Below are 19,482 nucleotides of genomic sequence, written 5' to 3' on the forward strand. Positions count from 1 at the left end.
GATGGAAGAAAATTTTAGAATGATAGCCAAATGTTTTTTTGGTTTTGAAGAAATATTAGAAAAAGAATTGCGTGATCTTGGTGCTCAGGATGTCGAAAAAGGAGTGAGAATGGTGAGTTTTAAAGGCGATAAGGGTTTTATGTACAAAGCCAATTTATCTCTTAGAACTGCACTTAAAGTGTTAAAACCTATTTACTCGTTTAGAGCCAATAATGAGCAGGCATTATATAAAGGAATTTCTGGTGTAAACTGGTCTAAATTATTAAATGCTAACCAGACTTTTGTAATTGATGCAACGGTACATTCGACTTATTTTAATCACTCTGAGTTTGTTTCTCAAAAATGTAAGGATGCAATTGTAGATCAGTTTAGAGAAAGAACGGGACAACGCCCAAGTATTGATAAAGCTTTTCCTGATTTACGAATCAATGTGCATATCGATAAAGATCAGGTTTCGGTAGCTTTAGATACTTCCGGGAATTCATTGCATCAGCGTGGTTACAGAACAGCTACGAATATTGCACCTATCAACGAGGTTTTGGCAGCAGGGATTTTGTTGTTATCGGGTTGGGAAGGACAAAGTCATTTTCTGGACCCAATGTGCGGTTCTGGAACTTTCCTGGCAGAAGCGGCTATGATTGCTTGTAATATTCCGGCAAACATAAACCGTAAAGAATTTGCTTTCGAAAAATGGAAAGACTGGGATAATGATTTGTTTGAACAGATTATAAACAGTCTGATGAAAAAAACAAAAGAATTTCATTACACGATAAAAGGGTTTGATAAAGCGCCAAGTGCGGTAAATAAAGCCAAAGACAATATCAGAAATGCGAATTTAGAAGATTATGTTACGATCAAAGAGGAAAACTTTTTTGATACAGAAAAAGATGTAGAAGGAAAGCTGCACATGGTTTTTAATCCGCCTTATGATGAGCGTTTGGACATTCACATGGAAGAATTCTACAAAAATATTGGTGATACTTTAAAGAAAAGCTACCCGGGAACAAATGCCTGGTTTATTACAGCAAATCTTGAGGCACTGAAATTTGTGGGATTAAAACCTTCAAGAAAAATCAAACTCTTTAACGCAAGTCTTGAAGCGCGTTTGGTAAAATACGAAATGTACGAAGGAAGTAAGAGAACGAAATTTCAGGTTTCTGAGTAAGCTTCTAAGATACTAAGATGCTAAGTTTTTTTTAGCTTTGCTTTATTGCTTACTAATAAGAACTTAGCATCTTAGTATCTCAGAACCTTAGAGCCTTTAAAAAAAATAATTTAAGTTTCAGGAAGCTAAGTTTTAAAAGAAAAAAACTTAGAATCTTAGCCTCTCAGAACCTTAGTAACTTTTAAAAAAAAATGTCAAAACTACAAGTAAGAGCTTTTTTATACCAATTAGGATGTTTTGCAATTTTATTTATTGCAGGACGATATATAGTAGCAATGTATACAGGACTAACGGGACTTTGGATTCCTATGACTGCTTTTATTGTGGCTACTTTGATTTCGCCTAAATTTCAGGCAGTAAAAACCAAAGATGGTGAAAAGCTGTACATGAAATGGATTTTTATAAAAGGAATCAGAGAAATAGGATAATTTAGTTAGCCAGAGAATTAAAGGATTATAAAGATTTTTTATTTCACGCAGATTGGCAGATTTGAGCAGATTAAAATCTGATAATTATCTGAGTGCATCTGCTTAAATCTTTTTAAAATCTGCGTGAAAAACTATTACACACAGAAAGATAGATTTTTATTTCACGCGGAAAACTAAGAAACGTTATCTGGAAATTGCCAACCAATTGATAAAAGACGGAGCTGAAGGAATTATTTTAGGTTGTACCGAAATTCCGTTAGTGATAAAACCCGGAGATCTTTCGGTGCCTATTTTTGATACTACTTTGATGCATTCAAAAGCAGCTGTTGATTTTCAGCTGTCTTAAGAGTTTTTATATAATAGAAAAAGCCATGAACTTATTAATTTAAATTCATGGCTTTTTTTATTTTTGATATTCTTTGACTTTTACTGATTTGTTGTTTTTTATTTCATACTCAGTATAAGTTGTTTTATCGTTGTCTTCGAAACTTTGAACTTTTTTAATCAAATAGAAATTGTTATTCGACCATTTGTAGTAATAGTCGGTTTCGTTTCCGCTTCCGTCAGCTTCAAATTTTACAAATTCTTTGTTTTTTTGGTCGAAATTTAAAGATTCTAAAGCTTCAAGTTTTGTATTTCTTATAAACTGTTTTTTAGTTTTATCATAAACAAAGTATAGGTAACCGCTATCAAATTTAATTCTATCCGGAAAATAGATGGGAATTTTAATGTCAAGAAGTCCGTCAAAATTTAGATCTTCTAATTCTACTGTTGCGTCTTTTTCGTAAATGGCTTTATTAAAGCCGGAAATTGTTTGTACTTTTTCTTTTTTAGCATTATAAATATCCAGTTTGCTGATTAAGAAATTATCAGCTAATTCGCCATTTGTGTTTTCAGCTTTACCTTTATATTGGTTTAATTTGTAACTGTAATTTTTTGGATTAAACGAAGATAAATCTTCCAGACAAGAAAGAGTGGCATTAAGTTTTTTATCTTTCTTGGCGTTTTGCCATATCCCGCTTAGTTTATACTCACTGTCTAATTGTAATGAAAAAGAGCCTGTTTTTGTAGGCACATTTCCTTTTTTAGTTGCGGTATAGGTTGTTTCGTCAAGTTTTATTTCGCCTGCCTTATAGATGCCTTTTGTAAAAATAGGCATGTTTTGTTTATTTTTTCCGTAATAATAGCTTCCTGAAACAGAATCTTGTCCCTGAATGAATTCAATAGTCATTTCTATAGGATACTTGTCTATTTTTCCGGAGAAATGCAACGAAGTCTTTACAATCGTTTTTTGAGCAAAAGCGATTTGGCTAAAAGCAAAAAGAATAAGGATTTTGTTCATTTAGCTCAAAACTAATTTTTAGGAGTTTCTATAATTTGCGGAATAATAGTTTTTTTCTTGTAAAGCGGAATAAAGTAGGAAACGGTGTAATTGAAACCTACTCCAAAACTTCCGTCGTAAGTTCTGTTAAATCCTGGTATGTATAAATTATCAAATCCTGATGGTTTTGAATTGGCTACGAGCATTTTTAGCTGAACGCCAAACCCAACAAATACATTATTAAAAACTTTTGCTTTTAAACCTAAAGCAACTTCCAGCCATCCTGCTGTTAGGCCGGTATATTTTTGACCAGCAGCAATTGGGGGCTGTTCTCCCCAATACGGATTTGCATTGTATATTTTATAATTATTAAGCTGCTGACTAAAAGTACTAAATCCGCCTCGTAAACCTATTGTAATTAAGTTTTCCATGTCGAGCCAGTTTTGATATAAATTATAGTCAAAACCACCTTTTATGTACGTTCCTGTGGCGGTTGAGTTCAATCTGTCATCATCTGTGGTTTTATCTTCAAAACCCAGTTCGGCTGCGATATAGTATTTTTTCGTTAAACGAAAATCGCCTACAATTTCAATTCCTTTATAATCTTTGTCATAAAGACCACGCGTCAGTTTGTATAAATCAACACCTACACGAAGACCATAGCGATCTGTTTTGATGCTGTCTTTTTTTACTTCCTCAAGAGCAGGTTTTGCAGTTTCGGTTTTGGGCTTTTCTTTTGTTACTGTTTTAGTTGCTGTTTCCTGACTATAGCCCAAAAACATTGAAAACAATAAGAAAGAACTAAAAATATACTTCAAGGTGTGTTTCATTTTCAGATTCAATGTTACGGGTTTTTACAAAAATTTGCTGCATCCAATTACCATCACCATCCGGATCAGTTCGTACAAAAGGATTTACGGGAGCGAGTGTAAAAGTAGTTTTAAAACCGCAGGCTCTCGATACATATACATTTTGATGTGTATAATCAATTTTTAGTACATCGGTATTTATGGCAGCAGCATTTGGACTTAATGAGTTATAGACAAATTTGTATGTTGTCGAAATCGTGTCTGTTCGCAACGGGACAGAAACAGTACTAGCACTTGTTACGTATTTAGTAGTATCTGTCACACTTTTATTAAAAATAATTCCTTCTGTTTTTCCTGCTCCAATAACCATTAAATTATTTACATTTCTAGGTTTTGACGGATCATTAATATCGTAAAATGAAATTACTAATCGAGGAGTGGTGGGCGTATTTGCATCACAAATATCATCTTTTTCACAGCTTGATAAACCAAACGTAAAGACCAATAAAAGAGAGATTATTTTTTTCATTTATATTTTGTTAGCGAAGTTCTAAAAGTACAACATTTTCGACATGATGTGTTTGCGGAAACATATCAACTGGTCTAACGCGGGTAACTTTGTATTTTTCGTCCATTAAAGCTAAATCACGCGCTTGTGTTGCTGAATTACAACTTACATATACTACTTTTTTAGGAGCAATTTTCAGGATCTGATCAATAACGTCTTTGTGCATACCATCTCTTGGCGGATCTGTAATAATTACATCCGGTTTTCCGTGTTGGGCAATGAAGGCTTCATTAAATACTACTTTCATATCACCTACAAAAAACTCACAATTCGTTATATTATTGCGTTCTGCATTGGCTTTAGCATCTATAATAGCTTCCGGAACACTTTCGACACCAATTACTTTTTTTGCTTTTTTAGAAACAAATTGTGCAATAGTTCCAGTTCCTGTATATAGATCATAAACAGTTTCATCGCCTGAAAGTCCTGCGAAATCACGTGTTATTTTGTATAATTCATACGCCTGGTCAGAGTTGGTCTGGTAAAAAGATTTAGCATTGATGCTGAATTTTAAACCTTCCATTTCTTCCAGAATATAATCTCTACCTTTATATAGTTTGATATTCTGATCGTAAATAGTGTCGTTTTGTTTTGAATTTACGACATATTGCAAAGAAGTAATTTGTGGAAACTTCTCATAAAGGTGATCTAAAAGCAGTTCACGATTTGCTTTATCATTTTCGTAAAACTGAATTAAAACCATGATTTCACCAGTCGAAGCTGTACGAATCATAAAAGTTCTTAACAACCCGGATTGCTCTCTTGGGTTAAAGAATGCTAAATTATGTTCGTTAGCAAAATCCCTAATTTCGTTTCTAATGGCATTAGAAGGATCTTCCTGTAAGTAACATTTTTGAATATCAAGAATTTTATCCCACATTTTCGGGATATGAAAACCTAATGCATTTCTGTTACCTAAATCTTCAGTGCTTTCAATTTCTTTTTCGGTTAACCAACGAGCGTTAGAAAACGAAAATTCCATTTTATTTCTGTAAAAAAACTGTTTTTCAGATCCAAGAATATTTTCGAACTCCGGAAGTTCTACTTTTCCTATACGCTGCAAATGATTTTTTACTTCGTTTTGTTTGTAATACAACTGTTGGCTGTATTTCATATTTTGCCATTTACAACCTCCACAAACGCCAAAATGATCGCAAATAGGTTCAATGCGATGTTCTGATAATTCATGAAATTTTACGGCTTTGCCTTCATAATAGGCTTTTCTTTTTTTGAAAGTTTGAACGTCAACAACATCACCCGGAACTACGTTCGGTATAAAGATTACTTTTCCGTCAGGAGCCTTTGCTACTGATACACCTTTTGCTCCGGCATCAAGAACCTGAATTTGATGAAAGACAACTTTGTCTGTATTTTTTCTTCCCATAGCGCAAAAATAAGGGTTTGTAAACTTTTTCAAATTTAATTTTCAAAATATTTTATCAAATTCTTTAATTTATTATTTTAATTGACATTAAAAGTTAACTTTGTTTTTGGCAATTTACCCAAATCTGCTATTTTTAATCCATTGATTGTTATATTTTTATGAAGTTATATCATAACCTTTCACAAATTGGCTTTCTGAAAAAAAGTTATGCTTTCAAATTTTTATTTGTTGCTTTTATAGGAATTCATATTCCGTTAATAGGGATATTATTTTTTGTACTTTATTATAACCACAGTGTTTCGCCTACTTCGATTTTGATTTTCTCTTTGATCATGACTTTGCTGGCTACTTTGATAACACTTTTGGTTTTAAATCAGTTAATTAGACCCATATCGCTTGCTTCAAAATCATTAGACGATTACAGGAATAATAGAAAATTATCTATTTTACCCACAGAATATACAGATGAAGCTGGGTTATTGCTCGCTAATATTCAGGAATCGATTTACGAGGCCGAAAGTTTTATAAACGAAAAACAGGATTTAATTTACATGCTTTCGCATGATTTGAAAAATTTCGCAGGTAATCCTCAGGGTCTAGCTAATTTAATTATAAGCGAAAAACCATCTGATTCTGTGCGACAATTGGCAGAATTGATTCGTGAATCTACTAATTTACAGTTTCGATATATCGAAAATTTTATTAAATTATTACAAGAACAAGATCGTGTCGTAAAAGGCAATCAGGAGATTAAAACAATTTTGTTGCCCGGAATTTTACCTTTTATAAATGAACAGGTAGAACAACGCTTGCTGGATAAAAATATAACGCTGAGTTTAGAATTGAAAATAAATGAAGTCAAACTAAGATTAGATGAAGGTTTGCTTGTTCAGGTTTTGGTTAATTTAATTAGTAACGCTATTAAATTCTCTTATTTTGATAGTGAAGTTAAAGTTAGAATTTACAGTGAAAACTCAAAAGTGATCATCACCGTTGTAGATAAAGGAATTGGTTTTGATAAAAATCAGATTGATGAATTGTTTAAGAAATTCACAAAAATGAGCCGATTAGGAACTGCAAATGAATCTTCGACCGGAATTGGATTATACCTCTGCAAAAAAATCATCGAAAAAAACAAAGGAACTTTAAACGCAACAAGCGAAGGCAAGAATAAAGGTGCCGAGTTTAGAATTGAGTTTGAAGCTTGAGAAGTTATGGGTTATGAGTTATGGGTTATGAATTATGAGTTATGGGTTATGAGGAGGAATTGACATTTAGAGTCGTTTATGAGTTTCGAAAAAAAAAGGTTCTAAGTTTTTTTTTTCAAACTTAGAACCTTAGAATCTTAGTGCCTTAGAAACTAAAAAAAACTACCATAACTGATGTACGGATGGTTTTACGTATTCTTCGTAAATATTGTTCATTGCTTCGATTTTCTCCGGAGTTAATTTGGGTAAATCATATACCGATAAATTAGACATTACGTGATTTGCCGTAGAAGCTCCCGGAATAATGCAGCTAATATCTTTAAAACTCAAAATCCATTGTAAAGCAATAGGAGCAAGGTTGGCTGTTTCAGGAAATAATGCTTTTAATTTTTCAACTGCTTCAAGACCTAAATTATAATCGATACCTGAAAAAGTTTCTCCTTTGTCGAAAGCATCTCCGTTACGATTAAAATTACGGTGATCCTGAGCATCAAAAGTAGTTTTTGCGTCAAATTTACCAGTCAAAAGTCCACTGGCTAGGGGAACTCTCGCAATGATCCCGATATCTTTTTTTCTGGCTTCAGAGAAAAATAATTCAGAAGGACGCTGACGAAACAAATTAAAAATAATCTGAACCGTTGTTACATTCGAATATTCGATTGCTTTTAAAGCTTCTTCGACTTTTTCAACGCTTACGCCGAGATTTAAAATTTTCCCCTGATCTTTTAAGCGATCAAAAAGTTCAAAAATTTCAGGTCGGTAAAAAACTTCTGTAGGAGGACAGTGCAACTGAATTAAATCTAATGTTTCTAATTTCATTCTTTTCAAACTGTCTTCAACATATTTCTGAAGTACTTTTAGCTGATAACCTTCATTTACATGAGGATTAATATGACGGCCGCATTTTGTAGCGACATAAATTCGTTCAGAGCGGGAACGAACAACTCTTCCAACAGCTGTTTCGCTTAAGCCATTTTCGTAAACATCGGCAGTATCAATAAAATTCACACCATTGTCGATTGCCGTATTTATAAGTTCGTCGGCAGTTTTATCATTAAATCCTGATCCCCATTTTCCACCCACCTGCCAGGTGCCAAGAGAGATTTCGGATATATTAAAGTTTGTTTTTCCTAGTTTTCTGTAGTTCATTTTTTTTAAGGTGCTAAGTTTCTAAGGTTCTGAGTTGCTAAGTTTTTTTTAAAAGATGCTAAGTTACTAAGGTTCTGAGATGCTAAGTTTTTTTTTAAGATGCTAAGTTTCTAAGGTTCTGAGATGCTAAGTTTTTTTTTAAAGATGCTATCCCGAAGTTTCGGGACTGAGGTTCTGAGATGCTAAGTTTTTTTTTTTTAAGATGCTAAGTTTATAAGGTTCTGAGTTGCTAAGGTTTTAATTCAAAGTTGAAAAACTTAGAATCTTAGCAACTCAGAACCTTAGCATCTCTTTTCTCAATCAAATAAATCCGAAGACAAATAACGATCACCGCGATCGCAGATAACGGCAACAATTACGCCTGATTCTAATTTTTCGGCGATTTTTAGGGCAACGGCAACAGAACCTCCGCTGCTCATTCCTGCAAAAACACCTTCTTCAAGTGCTAAACGTTTGGTCATTTCGCGAGCTTCTTCTTCGCTTACGTCTACAACGGTATCTACTTTCGAAGCGTCGAATATTTTAGGCAAATATTCCTGTGGCCATTTACGAATTCCCGGAATTTGAGATCCGTCGCTTGGTTGCGCACCAATGATCTGAACGGCGGGATTTTTTTCTTTTAAATAAGTCGAAGTTCCAATGATGGTTCCTGTGGTTCCCATTGCCGAAACAAAATGCGTTACCGTACCATCAGTGTCATTCCAGATTTCAGGACCCGTGGTTTTGTAATGTGCTTTCCAGTTGTCATCATTTGCAAACTGATTTAGCATGATATATCCGCCTTCTGCCACTTTTTTATCGGCATAGTCCCTTGAACCAATAATTCCTTCGCTAGCGGGCGTTAAAATCACTGTAGCGCCATAAGCACGCATGGTTTGAGTTCTTTCTTTTGTAGAATCTTCGGGTAATACTAATTCGATCTCGATTTGAAACAATTGCGCAATCATAGCCAAAGCAATTCCGGTGTTACCGCTTGTCGCTTCAATCAGTTTGTCGCCTTTTTTAATATCGCCTCTTTCAAGAGCTGCAGCGATCATGTTATAAGCCGCTCTGTCTTTTACACTTCCGCCCGGATTATTTCCTTCCAGCTTCAGTAAAAGTTTTACATTTTTATTTTTAACCAAATTGACAGTTTCCATCAAAGGAGTATTTCCAATCAGGTTTAGCAATTTCTGTGCGTTCATTTTATTTTTTTTCTTTTATTTTAACTTCAGTTGTAGTGGTATTGATGACTATAGAATCTTCAGGAATCGATTTGGTTACCCAGGCATTTCCTCCAACAATACTATTTTTGCCTATAGTAGTTTCGCCTCCCAAAATAGTTGCATTTGCATAAATGCAAACATTAGCTTCTACGGTTGGGTGTCTTTTGGCGTTTTTCATGTCTTTGCTCACGCTCAAAGCACCAAGAGTTACACCCTGATAAATCTTTACGTGTTTTTTTATTACTGTCGTTTCGCCAATAACAATTCCGGTAGCGTGATCGATAAAAAAAGGAGAAGCAATATCAGCGCCGGCGTGAATATCAGTTCCAGTAATTCGGTGCGCATATTCGCTCATTAATCTCGAAAACAGCAATAAGTCCAAATGGTATAATTCGTGACTTAAGCGATAAATTGCAATTGCATAAAAACCGGGATAACCTAAATAAACTTCATCGATACTGTTTGATGCAGGATCATTTTCAAGAATATATTCAGCATCCTGATTTAGTTTTTCCAAAACACCGGGAAGTTTTTCTAGAAATCTGTCCCAAATAGATTCGCATAAATTTTGTGGTTTTTTGCACGCTAAAACAGCAATTTCTTTAAACCTGATTTCAAGTTCATCGATACTCTCGTCTAAGGCAGCATTCGAATCAAAAAGGGTATAGAAAAGCTTCTCGGTAAAATCTTCTGTTTTGGTTTTGATACCGTAATTTATATTAGAATGGCTTTTTAGAGCTTTTATATTTTGTATGATAGTGTCTTTTGTCACAATTGAAAAATTGAGTGGATAATTTAAAACGTTAAAAGTAGTGCGTTTTTTGTAAATAAGAACACGAATTAGATAAAGAAATTTTGTTTTGAGAATTGTATTTGTGATAAATAAAATAAAAATAAAGGCGATTTTTTTATAGGATTCTTAAGAAGTTAAATGCGTAAATTAGCGAGTAAAATTTATAAAATGAAAAACAATTCGACTTTTAAAAGCGCTATTTCTAATCTTTCTTTTCCCGAAAGCGAGAAAATTTGGGGAAATTCCATTCATGATCCAATTTTAGGGCTTATTATAGAAGACTTTCCTTCTTTTAGCGATCAGGATTGTATAGCAGTAAAAGAATTAAATGAGTACCGCCAAAAATACATTTCGAGATATTTATCTACAGAAATAGGAACGCTTTCTGATCTTGAAAAAAGTGTTATTAATTCTCTTAAAGAAGATAAATCAATAGTTAGTATTGCTGAAGATGAGGAAGAGGTGAGAAGTTTTGGACAAAAAATAGCCGATAAAGTGGCTGACTTTGGCGGAAGCTGGACTTTTATTATTTCGTTTTTGCTTTTTATCGTCGTCTGGATTGGTGCCAATGTTTATATTTTGGTTAATAAAGGTTTTGATCCGTATCCGTTTATTTTACTGAATTTAATTTTATCCTGTATTGCCGCTTTGCAAGCTCCGGTAATTATGATGAGTCAGAATCGTCAGGAAGAAAAAGATAGAAATCGTGCCAAAAAAGATTATATGATTAACCTGAAATCAGAATTAGAAATCAGAATGATTCATGATAAAATCGATCACATGATTATGCATCAGCAACAAGAATTAATCGAAATTCAGAAAGTGCAAATCGAGATGATGAATGATATTTTGAACCAGATTAAAAAATAAACTAAGCAAAATTTCGAGTCATAAAAAAATCAAATAAAATTAGAGATCAACTTTTTTTGAAATTGAAAAGAACATTTTTTTGAGATGATTTTTTGATTTTTATAAAAGTTAAAAGGTGCTAAAAACAGGAAGAAAATAGAGATGCAAAGAAGAGTAATTAAAGAAATTTTTCTTGAGTAAAAAGTAAGAATAAAGTGTATTTGAAAATGGTTTTTTACTACTAGAAAAAGAAGCCCGTTTTTTATCTTTTTTGACAGGCCAATTTTGCCGGTTTAGCCATGAATATTTTAGGTTGTTTTACAAGAAAAATATTTGATTCGTTTTAGAGAGTAGTGAACTACTATTTTAAAGTTTCATACTTTTGAATTCTTAATACATAGAAAATGAAAACTTTTAAAATTTTAATAATGATTCTTGCTATTTCGGTTGCGTTATACGAGCAGGTTTCGGCAGAGAAAAATATTTATATAACGGTAATTGCAATTGTAGTTTTCATGTTTGGAATGATGCAATTGAGTGCAAAAACGCCTAGTAAAAATCAAGATAAACAAGAAGAGGATGTTGACTAAAGGAGATAAGGTTTCAGTCTTAGACGAAGCTATAAACGGAACAGTAGTTTCGGTGAAAAACAATGAGGTTTTGATCGAAACAGAGGATGGATTTGTGATGACATTTTTTGTCAATGAGCTGCTTAAAATTCAGGATTCCAGTAATTTAATGAATTCTATTAAAAGAATTGATTTAGATGCAGTTTCAAAAGAGAAAGAAGAGCCAAAAGCAAGGAGTTTTGTAAAAGAAAAGAAAGATAAACGCGAAATTGCAGCACCGGAATTTGATTTACACATTGAAAAACTGGTTCCTAATAAACGAGGAATGTCGAATTATGACATCCTGACTTTACAGACGGAAACAGCAAAAAGACATATTGAATTTGCGATTAGAAACCGCATTCCAAAAATTGTTTTTATTCATGGTGTTGGTGAAGGAATTCTAAAAGCTGAACTTGATTTTTTATTAGGCCGTTACGACGGAATAGATTTTCAGGATGCCAATTATCAAAAATATGGCTTAGGTGCCACTGAAGTTTATTTTAGACAAAATAATAAATAACACTCTTTTTTAGGGTTGAATTTATCCGTATTAAAGCATAAAAAAACATCCGTTTTTCAGCCTAATTTTCTATTGAAATTAGTGTTGAAAAACGGATGTTTTTTTGTGGGAATTAAATCTCGATTTTTAATGCTTGAAAACCAGATTTAAGTTATGGTGCTACTACCACTTCTAAGTTTCCATAAGTATAAGTTGTGGGCAGTTTAAAAGAACTGTGATCTTTTTGTAATGTCACATTTTTAAGAACAATAGTATGGGTGAAAACGTTGTTGACATTTGTTGTTGTAACTTCTATAATTCCGCTTGTTTGTGCAATTCCATCCTGAGCAATCCATGTTTCGCTGACAGCAGGAGTTGATGGTATTGTTGTATTACAAAAGTAACCTTGCGTTAGTGTACCGTTTATATAAGTACGTAATAAAACTTTATTTGTTGTACCATTTGCGTTAATAAGGCCACTTCTTGGTGTAGTAGTTATTTCGTTAACAATCAATGCAGGGTCGATATTGTCAATCGTTAATGCTGATGATGTGCTATAATTGTAAAGCTGTTTTGAAGTTGGGCATTGCTGAACAGGATTGGTAAAAGCGGTAGTTGGTGAAGTATATGAAGTTTTATAAACCCCAAAAACATATTCCTTTTCAACTTGATCTCCTGACGGTTTGGCAAAAGTGATATTTCTAAAAACAATGTTATGATTGTAGCCTGTGATTTTAGTACTTCCGTCGGTCGCATTTGATTCAATATTAGAACTGGTAGTAATTTCTATTATTCCTCCTGTTCCAAGCCATTCTTCTGTAATGTTAGGAGTTTTTGGCGGTATTGTACCACATATATTGGCAGTGGCTACAGTACCATCATAAGCTCTGTATACCACACGATATGCGCTATTATCGATATCATAGGTATAAACAGACGGATCATTTTTAATGCTATTATCAGGTAATTGAAGTAATAATGATTCCTGAGTTTTAAGTCTGTATATTAGATTGTTGGTTAGTGGGTCACAGGTTTGAGAACTAATACTCTCATCGCTAAAATCAATAGTATCTACTGTTAAATCACCATCATCGCAACCGTTTAGTAATAGGGCGAACAATAGAAGGCTTGCATATTTTTTCATCGTAATTTTATTTGATGTCAAAAATAGTGAAAAATTTGGCAAATGATATTTAAGATTAGACAATTGATATTTCATAACTTTGCAGTAATGAAAAAAGTATACCTCGATAACGCCTCTACAACCGCTATGCGTCCTGAAGTTATTCAGGAAATGACTAAAGTAATGACAGAAGATTTTGGTAATCCGTCTTCTACACATAGTTTTGGAAGAAATGGAAAGACTATTTTGGAGCTTTCCAGAAAAAGTATTGCCAAACATTTAAACTGTTCTGCACAAGAAATTATTTTTACTTCGGGAGGAACTGAAGCGGATAACTGGATTCTTCGTTCGGCAGTAGAAGATCTTAAAATCGAGCGCATCATTACTACAAAAATTGAGCATCATGCCGTTTTGCACACTGTTTTAGTCTTAGAATCTGAATATAATGTTCAGGTTGATTATGTCAAAATAAACCCTGACGGAAGTATCGATCTTACTCATTTGTCTAATTTATTGGCAGAAGAGAAAAAGACTATTGTGAGTTTAATGCATGTAAACAATGAAACAGGAACTATTTTAGATCTGGACAGAGTTGGTGTTATATGTAAACAATACAATACTTTGTTTCATTCAGATACTGTGCAATCTGTTGGTAAAACCGAGATTGATTTACAAAAAACGCCAGTCGATTTTATCATTGCAAGCGCGCATAAATTTCATGGGCCAAAAGGAATTGGTTTTGCTTTTGTTCGAAAAAATTCAGGTTTGCAGCCGCTTATTTTTGGCGGAGAACAAGAAAAAGGACTTCGCGCAGGAACCGAAGCTGTGCATCAAATTGCGGGTATGGCAAAAGCATTGTCTCTCTCGTATGAGAATTTAGATCAGGAAAGAAAATATATTACAGATTTGAAAATGTACCTGATTGATCAGTTAGAAATTCATTTTCCAGGCTTTAGAATAAATGGTAAAAAAGATGACTTTTATAATATCATTAATATCATATTGCCTTTTTCTGCAGATAAAACTTCAATGCTTTTGTTTAGTTTAGATATGAAAGGAATTGCGGTTTCGAGAGGAAGTGCCTGCCAGTCCGGAAGTATAAAACCTTCGCATGTTTTAAAAGAAATGCTTTCGGAGACAGATTTAAAATTACCAAATCTCCGAATTTCATTTAGTCATTATAATACCAAAGAAGATATCGATTGGTTGATTGAGAGTTTGAAAGCTCTTTAAAGTTTCTGAGATACTAAGGGACTAAGATTCTAAGATGCTAAGTTTTTTGCAGATTTTAGATAATTTATATTCTAAAATCTGCAATCTAAAATATAATCTGCAATCTAAAATTATTTGCGTATCACTTTCACCTGCGAATCATTCGTTAGTTTGATGATTGTTGATGGTTTTCCGGCTAGTTTATCGTGATTTAGTTTTACTACATAATCAACTCCCTTAATGATTTCAGGGCTAATATCCTTGAAAGCGATAGGAGTAGGCTGTCCTGAAATATTTGCCGAAGTTGAAACCAAAGGCTTTTTCATTCGTTCTAATAATTTAAAGCAAAAAGGCTCTTTTACTAAACGAACTCCTAATGATTTATCTGTGGCAATAATATTTGCTGCTACATTTCGTGGGTCATCTAAAATTAATGTAGTTGGTTTTTCAGATAAATCCCAAATCTGCCAGGCAACTTCAGGGATGTTTTTGAATACATTGTACATCATTTTTTCGCCATTCATTAATACAATCATGCTTTGTGTTTCGGCACGTTGTTTCAATTTATATATTTTGGCAACAGCTTCAGGATTAGTTGCATCGCAGCCAATTCCCCAAACGGTATCGGTTGGGTAAAGTATGATTCCGCCTTCTTTTATGACTTCGTAGGCGTTGTGAACTTCAGTGTTAATGTCTTGACTCATAACCTAAAATATTTTTAATGATAACAAAACAGCTTTGTTATAAGGTTTGTTTATTTATAATTTGAACTATTTTTTCTAAATCAGCTACAGCGATTCCTACATACAAAGGCAGGCATAAAATTCGTGATGCTACCGATTCGGAAATTGGCATTTCATTGCCTTTTGTATATTCTATTGTATTTAAAGACGGATAGAAATAACGTCGGGGAAATATATTTTCATCTGCCAGAGCATTCTGAACTTTCAATAAAACATCTTCTGAACTAAAAATTACAGGATAATAACTGTAATTCCATTCTGTGTTTTCTCTTATTTTTAAAGATTTTACGGTTTCAAAATTTAAATTTTCATGGTAAAAATCGACTACTTTTTTTCTTTCGGCAATAATATGATCCATGTAAGGAAACACTGCTAAACCCATTGCCGATTGCAGTTCAGATATTTTAGCATTAATTCCTAAACCATGAAATGCTAAAGGCCCATCATGCCCAAAATTATGGCTGTAATACAACTGATGGAAAATTTCTTTATCATCGCAGAATATTGCACCACCTTCTCCGGTATGAAATAATTTTGTTGCGTGAAAACTGCAAGTGCTCACATCTCCAAAATTAAATACAGACTGGTTATTGTATCTAACTCCAAAAGAATGAGCGGCATCGTAAATGACTTTTAAATTGTGTTTTTTTGCAATTTTCTCAATTTCGATTACATGACAAGGATTTCCAAAAACATGTGTTGCCAGTATTGCAGTGGTTTTTGGAGTAATTGCAGCTTCGATTTTGGTTTCGTCAATGGTTAAATAATCCGGATCTATGTCGACAAAAACAGGCGTACAGTTTTCCCATACAATTGCTGCAGAAGTGGCCACATAAGAAAAAGGAGTGGTGATTATTTCGCCTCCTTTGCCAAATAATTTTAAGGCAATTTGAATTGGTATTGTGCCGTTATTAGTAATAATTACATTAGAAACGTCAAGATAATTTTTGAGTTTGTTTTCTAATTCTATGGTAAGTTCACCGCGATTTGTAAGCCAAGCTTTGTCCCATGCACGTTTTACAAAAAGATTGTATTCTTCTTGTGGAGGTAAAAAAGTTTTGGTTACAGGAATCATTAAATTTTTGATTAGTGGTTTTTAATTTATCTTTAAGGGCAAACTATTGTTATATTTGTGGGGTAAAAATAGCAAAAGAAACCTGAATTTTTGGCATAAGTCAGTATTATAACATTATAAGAAAAACTACAAACAGCAGAGTTGTTTGAATGACAATAATTTATGCGGCTTTTTTATAAAAGTAATAACAATAATAAAATCAAAATAAATTTAAGAATACTATGGAAATCAACACTTTTTTGCGAAATTTTGCAGATATTTTAGACGATACAGATGCGGCATTAATTAAACAAGAAACTGTTTTTAGAGATTTGGAAGAATGGGATTCCTTAACAGCCTTGTCATTAATCGCTATGGCTGATGAAGAATACGCTGTAAAATTAACAGGAGATGATATTAAATCTTCAACTTCATTAAATGATATCTTCGAAATAATTAAAAATAAAGCATAATCAAATGGCTACTTTTTCAGTAAATAACATTGCGATAAAAGGTATATCTTGTTGCGTTCCAAAAAATACGGAACGCAACATTGATTTAGATATACTAACACCAGAAGAAATTCAAAAATTCATTGATGCCACCGGAGTCGAAGAACGACGCGTAGTAACTAAGGAAATTTGTACTTCGGATTTATGTTGTGAAGCTGCTGAAAAATTAATCAAAGACTTAAACTGGCAAAAAGAAGAAATAGAAATTTTGGTTTTTGTTTCGCAAACTGCCGATTATATTTTACCTGTTTCTGCTGCAATACTTCAGGATAGACTAGGATTATCTACTAATTGTATCGCTTTTGATGTGCCGTTAGGATGTTCCGGTTATGTTTACGGAATATCGATAATAGCGAGTATGATGAAAGCAATCGGTATCAAAAAAGGATTGCTTTTGGCTGGAGATACAAGCAGTAAATTGATTTCGAAATCAGATAAAAGTACAGTTCCGCTTTTTGGTGACGGAGGTAGTGCAACGGCATTTGAGCTCGATGAAAATGCCGATAATTTACTTTTTGATTTAGGTACAGACGGTTCAGGTTATAAAGCTATTATGATACCAGACGGAGGATCAAGAAACAGAATAAATGAAGATTCTCTTAAAGTAATAAATATCGAAGAAGGAATTAGTCGTAATTCCTGCAATTTGATTCTTGACGGAATGGATGTTTTTGGTTTTGGAATTTCCCAGGCTCCTAAAACAGTAAATAAACTTATCGAGAAATTTGAAATCGATAAAGATGCTATTGATCATTTTGTATTTCATCAGGCCAATTTGATGATGAATAAAATGATTGTTAAAAAACTAAAATTGCCGGTAGAAAAAGTTCCTTATTCATTAAAAGAATTTGGAAATACATCATCTGCAACAATTCCTCTAACTATTGCTGCTCAGCTGAAAGAAAGTTTAACAAATGAGTCTAAGGATTTGATTATTTGTGGTTTTGGAGTTGGGTTATCCTGGGGAACAGCTAAAATAAGACTGGATAATGTTGTGATTTCAGATTTGATAGAAATATGACAAAAAACTTAAACTACATAGACGAAGCAGTTTATCAAAAAGAAAAATCTTTATTTCTGGAGGAATCCTGGATTCTTGTTGCGCATAAAAATGAATTATTAAACAATAATGATTTTGTAACTTTTGAATATTTTGGAAATAAAATATTTGTTCAGAATTATAATGGTGCAATAAAGTCTTTTCAGAATGTATGTTTGCACAGATTCAATACAATACATGAAGAACCTTATGGAAACAGAGTTTCATCATGTTTGTATCATAACTGGACGTACGGGAAAAAAGGCAATGTTATAGGTTTGATGTGTCGCAACTCATTCGAGAAAGACAATATCAACGAATTGAGACTTAAAGAATATGAAGTTGATTACTGTGGTGATTTTGTTTTTATAAAATTAAACAATGAGCTTGATCAAAATTTAGAAGAATATCTAGGCAATATATTTGTTCCGTTACAGGAGATTAGCATACATTTTGGATCAAAAACAATCGATTATACAATTGAGCATAAAGTAAATTGGAAACTTCTGGTCGAAAATGTCCTCGAGTGTTATCATTGTACTTCGGTGCACGAAAACTCATTTGCAAAAATGGGATTTGGTTCTATAGCTCCGGAAAAATTCGATTTTTTTGATGCGCACAGTTGGTGTGAATTCCCGAAAGGAGAAAGCGCCAAACAAAATAAAATTATCGAAAAATCGCTCGCAAGCCGAACCTTTAAAACACAAGGATATTTGCATTTTTACATTTATCCCAATGCTTTTATAAGTTCTGTAGAAGGAAAGGGATTTTACTTTGGTTTTATGTTACCCGAATCGCCTTCGAAAACAAATTTAAGAGTGCGTTATTTCTCTCCCAAATTTGATAAAGAATTAAGCGAATCTGAACAAAATATTATTGATTTTATTAATAATAGCACAAACGAATCTTTGGATTTGGTTTTAAATGAAGATAAAAAGATAGTAGAAAATATTCAGACAAATCTTGTAAATTTTAAAGACAGTTCGCCAATATTTGGTGATGAAGAATTTAGAATTCTAAAGTTTTACGAATATTTTAATGCTAAAAAAGAATTAAAAGAGATATAATGAACCCATTTGATTTATCAGGAAAAAAAATAGTAGTAACAGGAGCATCTTCAGGTATTGGATATGAAACCTGTCTGGCCATAGCCAGACAAGGAGGAACTTTTATTGCAATTGCAAGACGTCAGGATTTTCTCGAAAAATTAATCGAAGAATGCGGAAGCGAAAATAGCTTTATAGCCGCAGATTTATCCAAAATAGAAGATATCAAAACTATTGTTGATTCAATCGAAAATATTGACGGTGTCGTTCATTCAGCAGGAATAGTGTCGTTGGCGCCCGTAAAATTTTATTCAGAAGAATTGATGAATGAAATGAGAAGTGTCAATTTTGATTCGATTGCTTATCTGATTAATTTGATATTTAAAAAGAAAAAAATAAATAAAGGAAGTTCGATTGTGCTGGTTTCCTCTATAGCCGGCTTGTTCGGGATGAAAGGAAACGGAATTTATGCGGCAAGCAAAGGAGCATTAATTGCTATTTCTAAAGTTTGGGCGGCTGAATTTGCCGCTAGTAAAACACGTGTAAACTGTGTTTCGCCAGGAATGGTTAAAACCGAAATAACATCAAAATCTATTGAAGATTTATCTTTAGAAGTTATTCAGCAAGATGAAAAAAAATACCCATTAGGATATGGAGATCCTGTACAGGTTGCCAATCCTATTGTTTTTTTATTGTCTGAAGCAAGCAGCTGGATAACGGGCCAAAATATAGTTTTAGACGGAGGAAGAACATCAACGATATAA

At 33.3% G+C, this 19,482-nt stretch carries 22 protein-coding genes; 12 read left to right on the forward strand and 10 right to left on the reverse strand.

The features are described 5' to 3' along the window. Window position 1 precedes the first annotated feature (1 nt). The 3 genes from LNP81_RS14375 to LNP81_RS14385 all read left to right on the forward strand — a co-directional run bounded on the left by LNP81_RS14375 (window position 2) and on the right by LNP81_RS14385 (window position 1,939). Window positions 2-1,165: a THUMP domain-containing class I SAM-dependent RNA methyltransferase gene (locus LNP81_RS14375; RefSeq protein WP_230036939.1), complete on the forward strand. Its 1,164-nt coding sequence runs from the start codon at window positions 2-4 to the stop codon at window positions 1,163-1,165. A gap of 191 nt (window positions 1,166-1,356) precedes the next feature. After that, window positions 1,357-1,593, forward strand: coding sequence for a hypothetical protein (locus tag LNP81_RS14380; RefSeq protein ID WP_230036941.1), 237 nt, complete (start codon window positions 1,357-1,359; stop codon window positions 1,591-1,593). Between the two features lie 148 nt (window positions 1,594-1,741). Beyond that, window positions 1,742-1,939 (forward strand): aspartate/glutamate racemase family protein, encoded by a 198-nt coding sequence (locus LNP81_RS14385; protein WP_346432756.1) that lies wholly within the window; start codon window positions 1,742-1,744, stop codon window positions 1,937-1,939. Between the two features lie 57 nt (window positions 1,940-1,996). On the opposite strand, the gene LNP81_RS14390 is transcribed toward LNP81_RS14385, so the two are convergent. The 4 genes from LNP81_RS14390 to rlmD are packed head-to-tail and all read right to left on the reverse strand — an operon-like array spanning window position 1,997 to window position 5,675. Then, the gene (locus tag LNP81_RS14390) at window positions 1,997-2,935 is read right to left on the reverse strand and encodes an XAC2610-related protein (protein ID WP_230036945.1); all 939 of its coding nucleotides are present in this window, start codon (window positions 2,933-2,935) and stop codon (window positions 1,997-1,999) included. Between the two features lie 11 nt (window positions 2,936-2,946). Further along, the gene (locus LNP81_RS14395) at window positions 2,947-3,744 is read right to left on the reverse strand and encodes a DUF6048 family protein (RefSeq protein WP_230036947.1); all 798 of its coding nucleotides are present in this window, start codon (window positions 3,742-3,744) and stop codon (window positions 2,947-2,949) included. Then, the gene (locus LNP81_RS14400; RefSeq protein ID WP_230036949.1) at window positions 3,716-4,252 is read right to left on the reverse strand and encodes a DUF6452 family protein; all 537 of its coding nucleotides are present in this window, start codon (window positions 4,250-4,252) and stop codon (window positions 3,716-3,718) included. Before LNP81_RS14400 ends, LNP81_RS14395 begins: the two co-directional genes overlap by 29 nt. Before the next feature lie 10 nt (window positions 4,253-4,262). Next, window positions 4,263-5,675: a 23S rRNA (uracil(1939)-C(5))-methyltransferase RlmD gene (rlmD, locus tag LNP81_RS14405; RefSeq protein WP_230036951.1), complete on the reverse strand. Its 1,413-nt coding sequence runs from the start codon at window positions 5,673-5,675 to the stop codon at window positions 4,263-4,265. Window positions 5,676-5,833: 158 nt separating this feature from the next. Here rlmD and LNP81_RS14410 point away from each other — a divergent pair, with 158 nt between their 5' ends. Continuing rightward, the gene (locus tag LNP81_RS14410; protein ID WP_230036953.1) at window positions 5,834-6,883 is read left to right on the forward strand and encodes a sensor histidine kinase; all 1,050 of its coding nucleotides are present in this window, start codon (window positions 5,834-5,836) and stop codon (window positions 6,881-6,883) included. A 162-nt stretch (window positions 6,884-7,045) separates the two neighbouring features. On the opposite strand, the gene LNP81_RS14415 is transcribed toward LNP81_RS14410, so the two are convergent. The 3 genes from LNP81_RS14415 to epsC all read right to left on the reverse strand — a co-directional run bounded on the left by LNP81_RS14415 (window position 7,046) and on the right by epsC (window position 10,009). Then, entirely contained in the window at window positions 7,046-8,032 is a 987-nt protein-coding gene (locus tag LNP81_RS14415) for an aldo/keto reductase (protein ID WP_230036955.1), read from the reverse strand. A 296-nt stretch (window positions 8,033-8,328) separates the two neighbouring features. Next, on the reverse strand, window positions 8,329-9,216 hold the full coding sequence (gene cysM, locus LNP81_RS14420; RefSeq protein WP_230036957.1) for a cysteine synthase CysM: 888 nt from the start codon (window positions 9,214-9,216) through the stop codon (window positions 8,329-8,331). A gap of 1 nt (window position 9,217) precedes the next feature. Continuing rightward, window positions 9,218-10,009 carry a serine O-acetyltransferase EpsC gene (gene epsC / locus LNP81_RS14425; RefSeq protein WP_230036959.1) on the reverse strand — a complete coding sequence of 264 codons (792 nt, stop codon included), beginning with the start codon at window positions 10,007-10,009 and terminating at the stop codon, window positions 9,218-9,220. A 189-nt stretch (window positions 10,010-10,198) separates the two neighbouring features. On the opposite strand from epsC, the gene LNP81_RS14430 reads away from it, so the two are divergent. The 3 genes from LNP81_RS14430 (at window position 10,199) to LNP81_RS14440 (ending at window position 12,010) form a co-directional block, all read left to right on the forward strand. Beyond that, window positions 10,199-10,900, forward strand: coding sequence for a DUF1003 domain-containing protein (locus LNP81_RS14430; protein WP_230036961.1), 702 nt, complete (start codon window positions 10,199-10,201; stop codon window positions 10,898-10,900). 383 nt (window positions 10,901-11,283) lie between these two features. Further along, window positions 11,284-11,469 carry a hypothetical protein gene (locus LNP81_RS14435; RefSeq protein WP_230036963.1) on the forward strand — a complete coding sequence of 62 codons (186 nt, stop codon included), beginning with the start codon at window positions 11,284-11,286 and terminating at the stop codon, window positions 11,467-11,469. After that, on the forward strand, window positions 11,459-12,010 hold the full coding sequence (locus tag LNP81_RS14440; protein ID WP_230036966.1) for a Smr/MutS family protein: 552 nt from the start codon (window positions 11,459-11,461) through the stop codon (window positions 12,008-12,010). The genes LNP81_RS14435 and LNP81_RS14440 overlap by 11 nt, the downstream gene beginning before the upstream one ends. A gap of 151 nt (window positions 12,011-12,161) precedes the next feature. On the opposite strand, the gene LNP81_RS14445 is transcribed toward LNP81_RS14440, so the two are convergent. Then, window positions 12,162-13,133, reverse strand: a complete 972-nt coding sequence (locus LNP81_RS14445) for a hypothetical protein (RefSeq protein WP_230036968.1) — start codon at window positions 13,131-13,133, stop codon at window positions 12,162-12,164. Window positions 13,134-13,220: 87 nt separating this feature from the next. Between LNP81_RS14445 and LNP81_RS14450 the strand changes: the two genes are divergently transcribed. Then, entirely contained in the window at window positions 13,221-14,345 is a 1,125-nt protein-coding gene (locus LNP81_RS14450) for a cysteine desulfurase family protein (RefSeq protein ID WP_230036970.1), read from the forward strand. Window positions 14,346-14,455: 110 nt separating this feature from the next. On the opposite strand, the gene LNP81_RS14455 is transcribed toward LNP81_RS14450, so the two are convergent. Both LNP81_RS14455 and LNP81_RS14460 read right to left on the reverse strand, forming a co-directional pair. Beyond that, window positions 14,456-15,028, reverse strand: coding sequence for an L-threonylcarbamoyladenylate synthase (locus tag LNP81_RS14455; protein WP_230036972.1), 573 nt, complete (start codon window positions 15,026-15,028; stop codon window positions 14,456-14,458). 37 nt (window positions 15,029-15,065) lie between these two features. Then, window positions 15,066-16,142 carry a DegT/DnrJ/EryC1/StrS family aminotransferase gene (locus tag LNP81_RS14460; RefSeq protein WP_230036974.1) on the reverse strand — a complete coding sequence of 359 codons (1,077 nt, stop codon included), beginning with the start codon at window positions 16,140-16,142 and terminating at the stop codon, window positions 15,066-15,068. Window positions 16,143-16,363: 221 nt separating this feature from the next. Between LNP81_RS14460 and LNP81_RS14465 the strand changes: the two genes are divergently transcribed. The 4 genes from LNP81_RS14465 to LNP81_RS14480 are packed head-to-tail and all read left to right on the forward strand — an operon-like array spanning window position 16,364 to window position 19,482. Then, entirely contained in the window at window positions 16,364-16,594 is a 231-nt protein-coding gene (locus tag LNP81_RS14465) for a phosphopantetheine-binding protein (protein ID WP_078008137.1), read from the forward strand. 4 nt (window positions 16,595-16,598) lie between these two features. Beyond that, window positions 16,599-17,654, forward strand: coding sequence for a ketoacyl-ACP synthase III (locus LNP81_RS14470; RefSeq protein ID WP_230036976.1), 1,056 nt, complete (start codon window positions 16,599-16,601; stop codon window positions 17,652-17,654). Next, window positions 17,651-18,739: an aromatic ring-hydroxylating oxygenase subunit alpha gene (locus LNP81_RS14475; protein ID WP_230036978.1), complete on the forward strand. Its 1,089-nt coding sequence runs from the start codon at window positions 17,651-17,653 to the stop codon at window positions 18,737-18,739. The genes LNP81_RS14470 and LNP81_RS14475 overlap by 4 nt, the downstream gene beginning before the upstream one ends. Next, a complete protein-coding gene (locus LNP81_RS14480; protein ID WP_230036980.1) occupies window positions 18,739-19,482 on the forward strand; it encodes an SDR family NAD(P)-dependent oxidoreductase in 744 nt (247 codons plus the stop codon). Before LNP81_RS14475 ends, LNP81_RS14480 begins: the two co-directional genes overlap by 1 nt.

Origin of the sequence: Flavobacterium piscisymbiosum, from assembly GCF_020905295.1 — a bacterium.
GTDB classification, from domain to species: Bacteria; Bacteroidota; Bacteroidia; order Flavobacteriales; family Flavobacteriaceae; genus Flavobacterium; species Flavobacterium piscisymbiosum.

Excerpts from the sequence above, each read along its gene's own strand:
- LNP81_RS14415 (WP_230036955.1), bottom strand. The coding sequence starts at position 8,032 with ATGAACTACAGAAAACTAGGAAAAACAAACTTTAATATATCCGAAATC.
- LNP81_RS14450 (WP_230036970.1), top strand. The coding sequence starts at position 13,221 with ATGAAAAAAGTATACCTCGATAACGCCTCTACAACCGCTATGCGTCCT.
- LNP81_RS14475 (WP_230036978.1), top strand. The coding sequence starts at position 17,651 with ATGACAAAAAACTTAAACTACATAGACGAAGCAGTTTATCAAAAAGAA.
- LNP81_RS14445 (WP_230036968.1), bottom strand. The coding sequence starts at position 13,133 with ATGAAAAAATATGCAAGCCTTCTATTGTTCGCCCTATTACTAAACGGT.
- LNP81_RS14480 (WP_230036980.1), top strand. The coding sequence starts at position 18,739 with ATGAACCCATTTGATTTATCAGGAAAAAAAATAGTAGTAACAGGAGCA.
- LNP81_RS14470 (WP_230036976.1), top strand. The coding sequence starts at position 16,599 with ATGGCTACTTTTTCAGTAAATAACATTGCGATAAAAGGTATATCTTGT.
- rlmD (WP_230036951.1), bottom strand. The coding sequence starts at position 5,675 with ATGGGAAGAAAAAATACAGACAAAGTTGTCTTTCATCAAATTCAGGTT.
- LNP81_RS14455 (WP_230036972.1), bottom strand. The coding sequence starts at position 15,028 with ATGAGTCAAGACATTAACACTGAAGTTCACAACGCCTACGAAGTCATA.
- LNP81_RS14410 (WP_230036953.1), top strand. The coding sequence starts at position 5,834 with ATGAAGTTATATCATAACCTTTCACAAATTGGCTTTCTGAAAAAAAGT.
- LNP81_RS14375 (WP_230036939.1), top strand. The coding sequence starts at position 2 with ATGGAAGAAAATTTTAGAATGATAGCCAAATGTTTTTTTGGTTTTGAA.
- LNP81_RS14400 (WP_230036949.1), bottom strand. The coding sequence starts at position 4,252 with ATGAAAAAAATAATCTCTCTTTTATTGGTCTTTACGTTTGGTTTATCA.
- LNP81_RS14380 (WP_230036941.1), top strand. The coding sequence starts at position 1,357 with ATGTCAAAACTACAAGTAAGAGCTTTTTTATACCAATTAGGATGTTTT.
- LNP81_RS14440 (WP_230036966.1), top strand. The coding sequence starts at position 11,459 with ATGTTGACTAAAGGAGATAAGGTTTCAGTCTTAGACGAAGCTATAAAC.
- LNP81_RS14395 (WP_230036947.1), bottom strand. The coding sequence starts at position 3,744 with ATGAAACACACCTTGAAGTATATTTTTAGTTCTTTCTTATTGTTTTCA.
- LNP81_RS14390 (WP_230036945.1), bottom strand. The coding sequence starts at position 2,935 with ATGAACAAAATCCTTATTCTTTTTGCTTTTAGCCAAATCGCTTTTGCT.
- LNP81_RS14430 (WP_230036961.1), top strand. The coding sequence starts at position 10,199 with ATGAAAAACAATTCGACTTTTAAAAGCGCTATTTCTAATCTTTCTTTT.
- cysM (WP_230036957.1), bottom strand. The coding sequence starts at position 9,216 with ATGAACGCACAGAAATTGCTAAACCTGATTGGAAATACTCCTTTGATG.
- LNP81_RS14465 (WP_078008137.1), top strand. The coding sequence starts at position 16,364 with ATGGAAATCAACACTTTTTTGCGAAATTTTGCAGATATTTTAGACGAT.
- LNP81_RS14460 (WP_230036974.1), bottom strand. The coding sequence starts at position 16,142 with ATGATTCCTGTAACCAAAACTTTTTTACCTCCACAAGAAGAATACAAT.
- LNP81_RS14435 (WP_230036963.1), top strand. The coding sequence starts at position 11,284 with ATGAAAACTTTTAAAATTTTAATAATGATTCTTGCTATTTCGGTTGCG.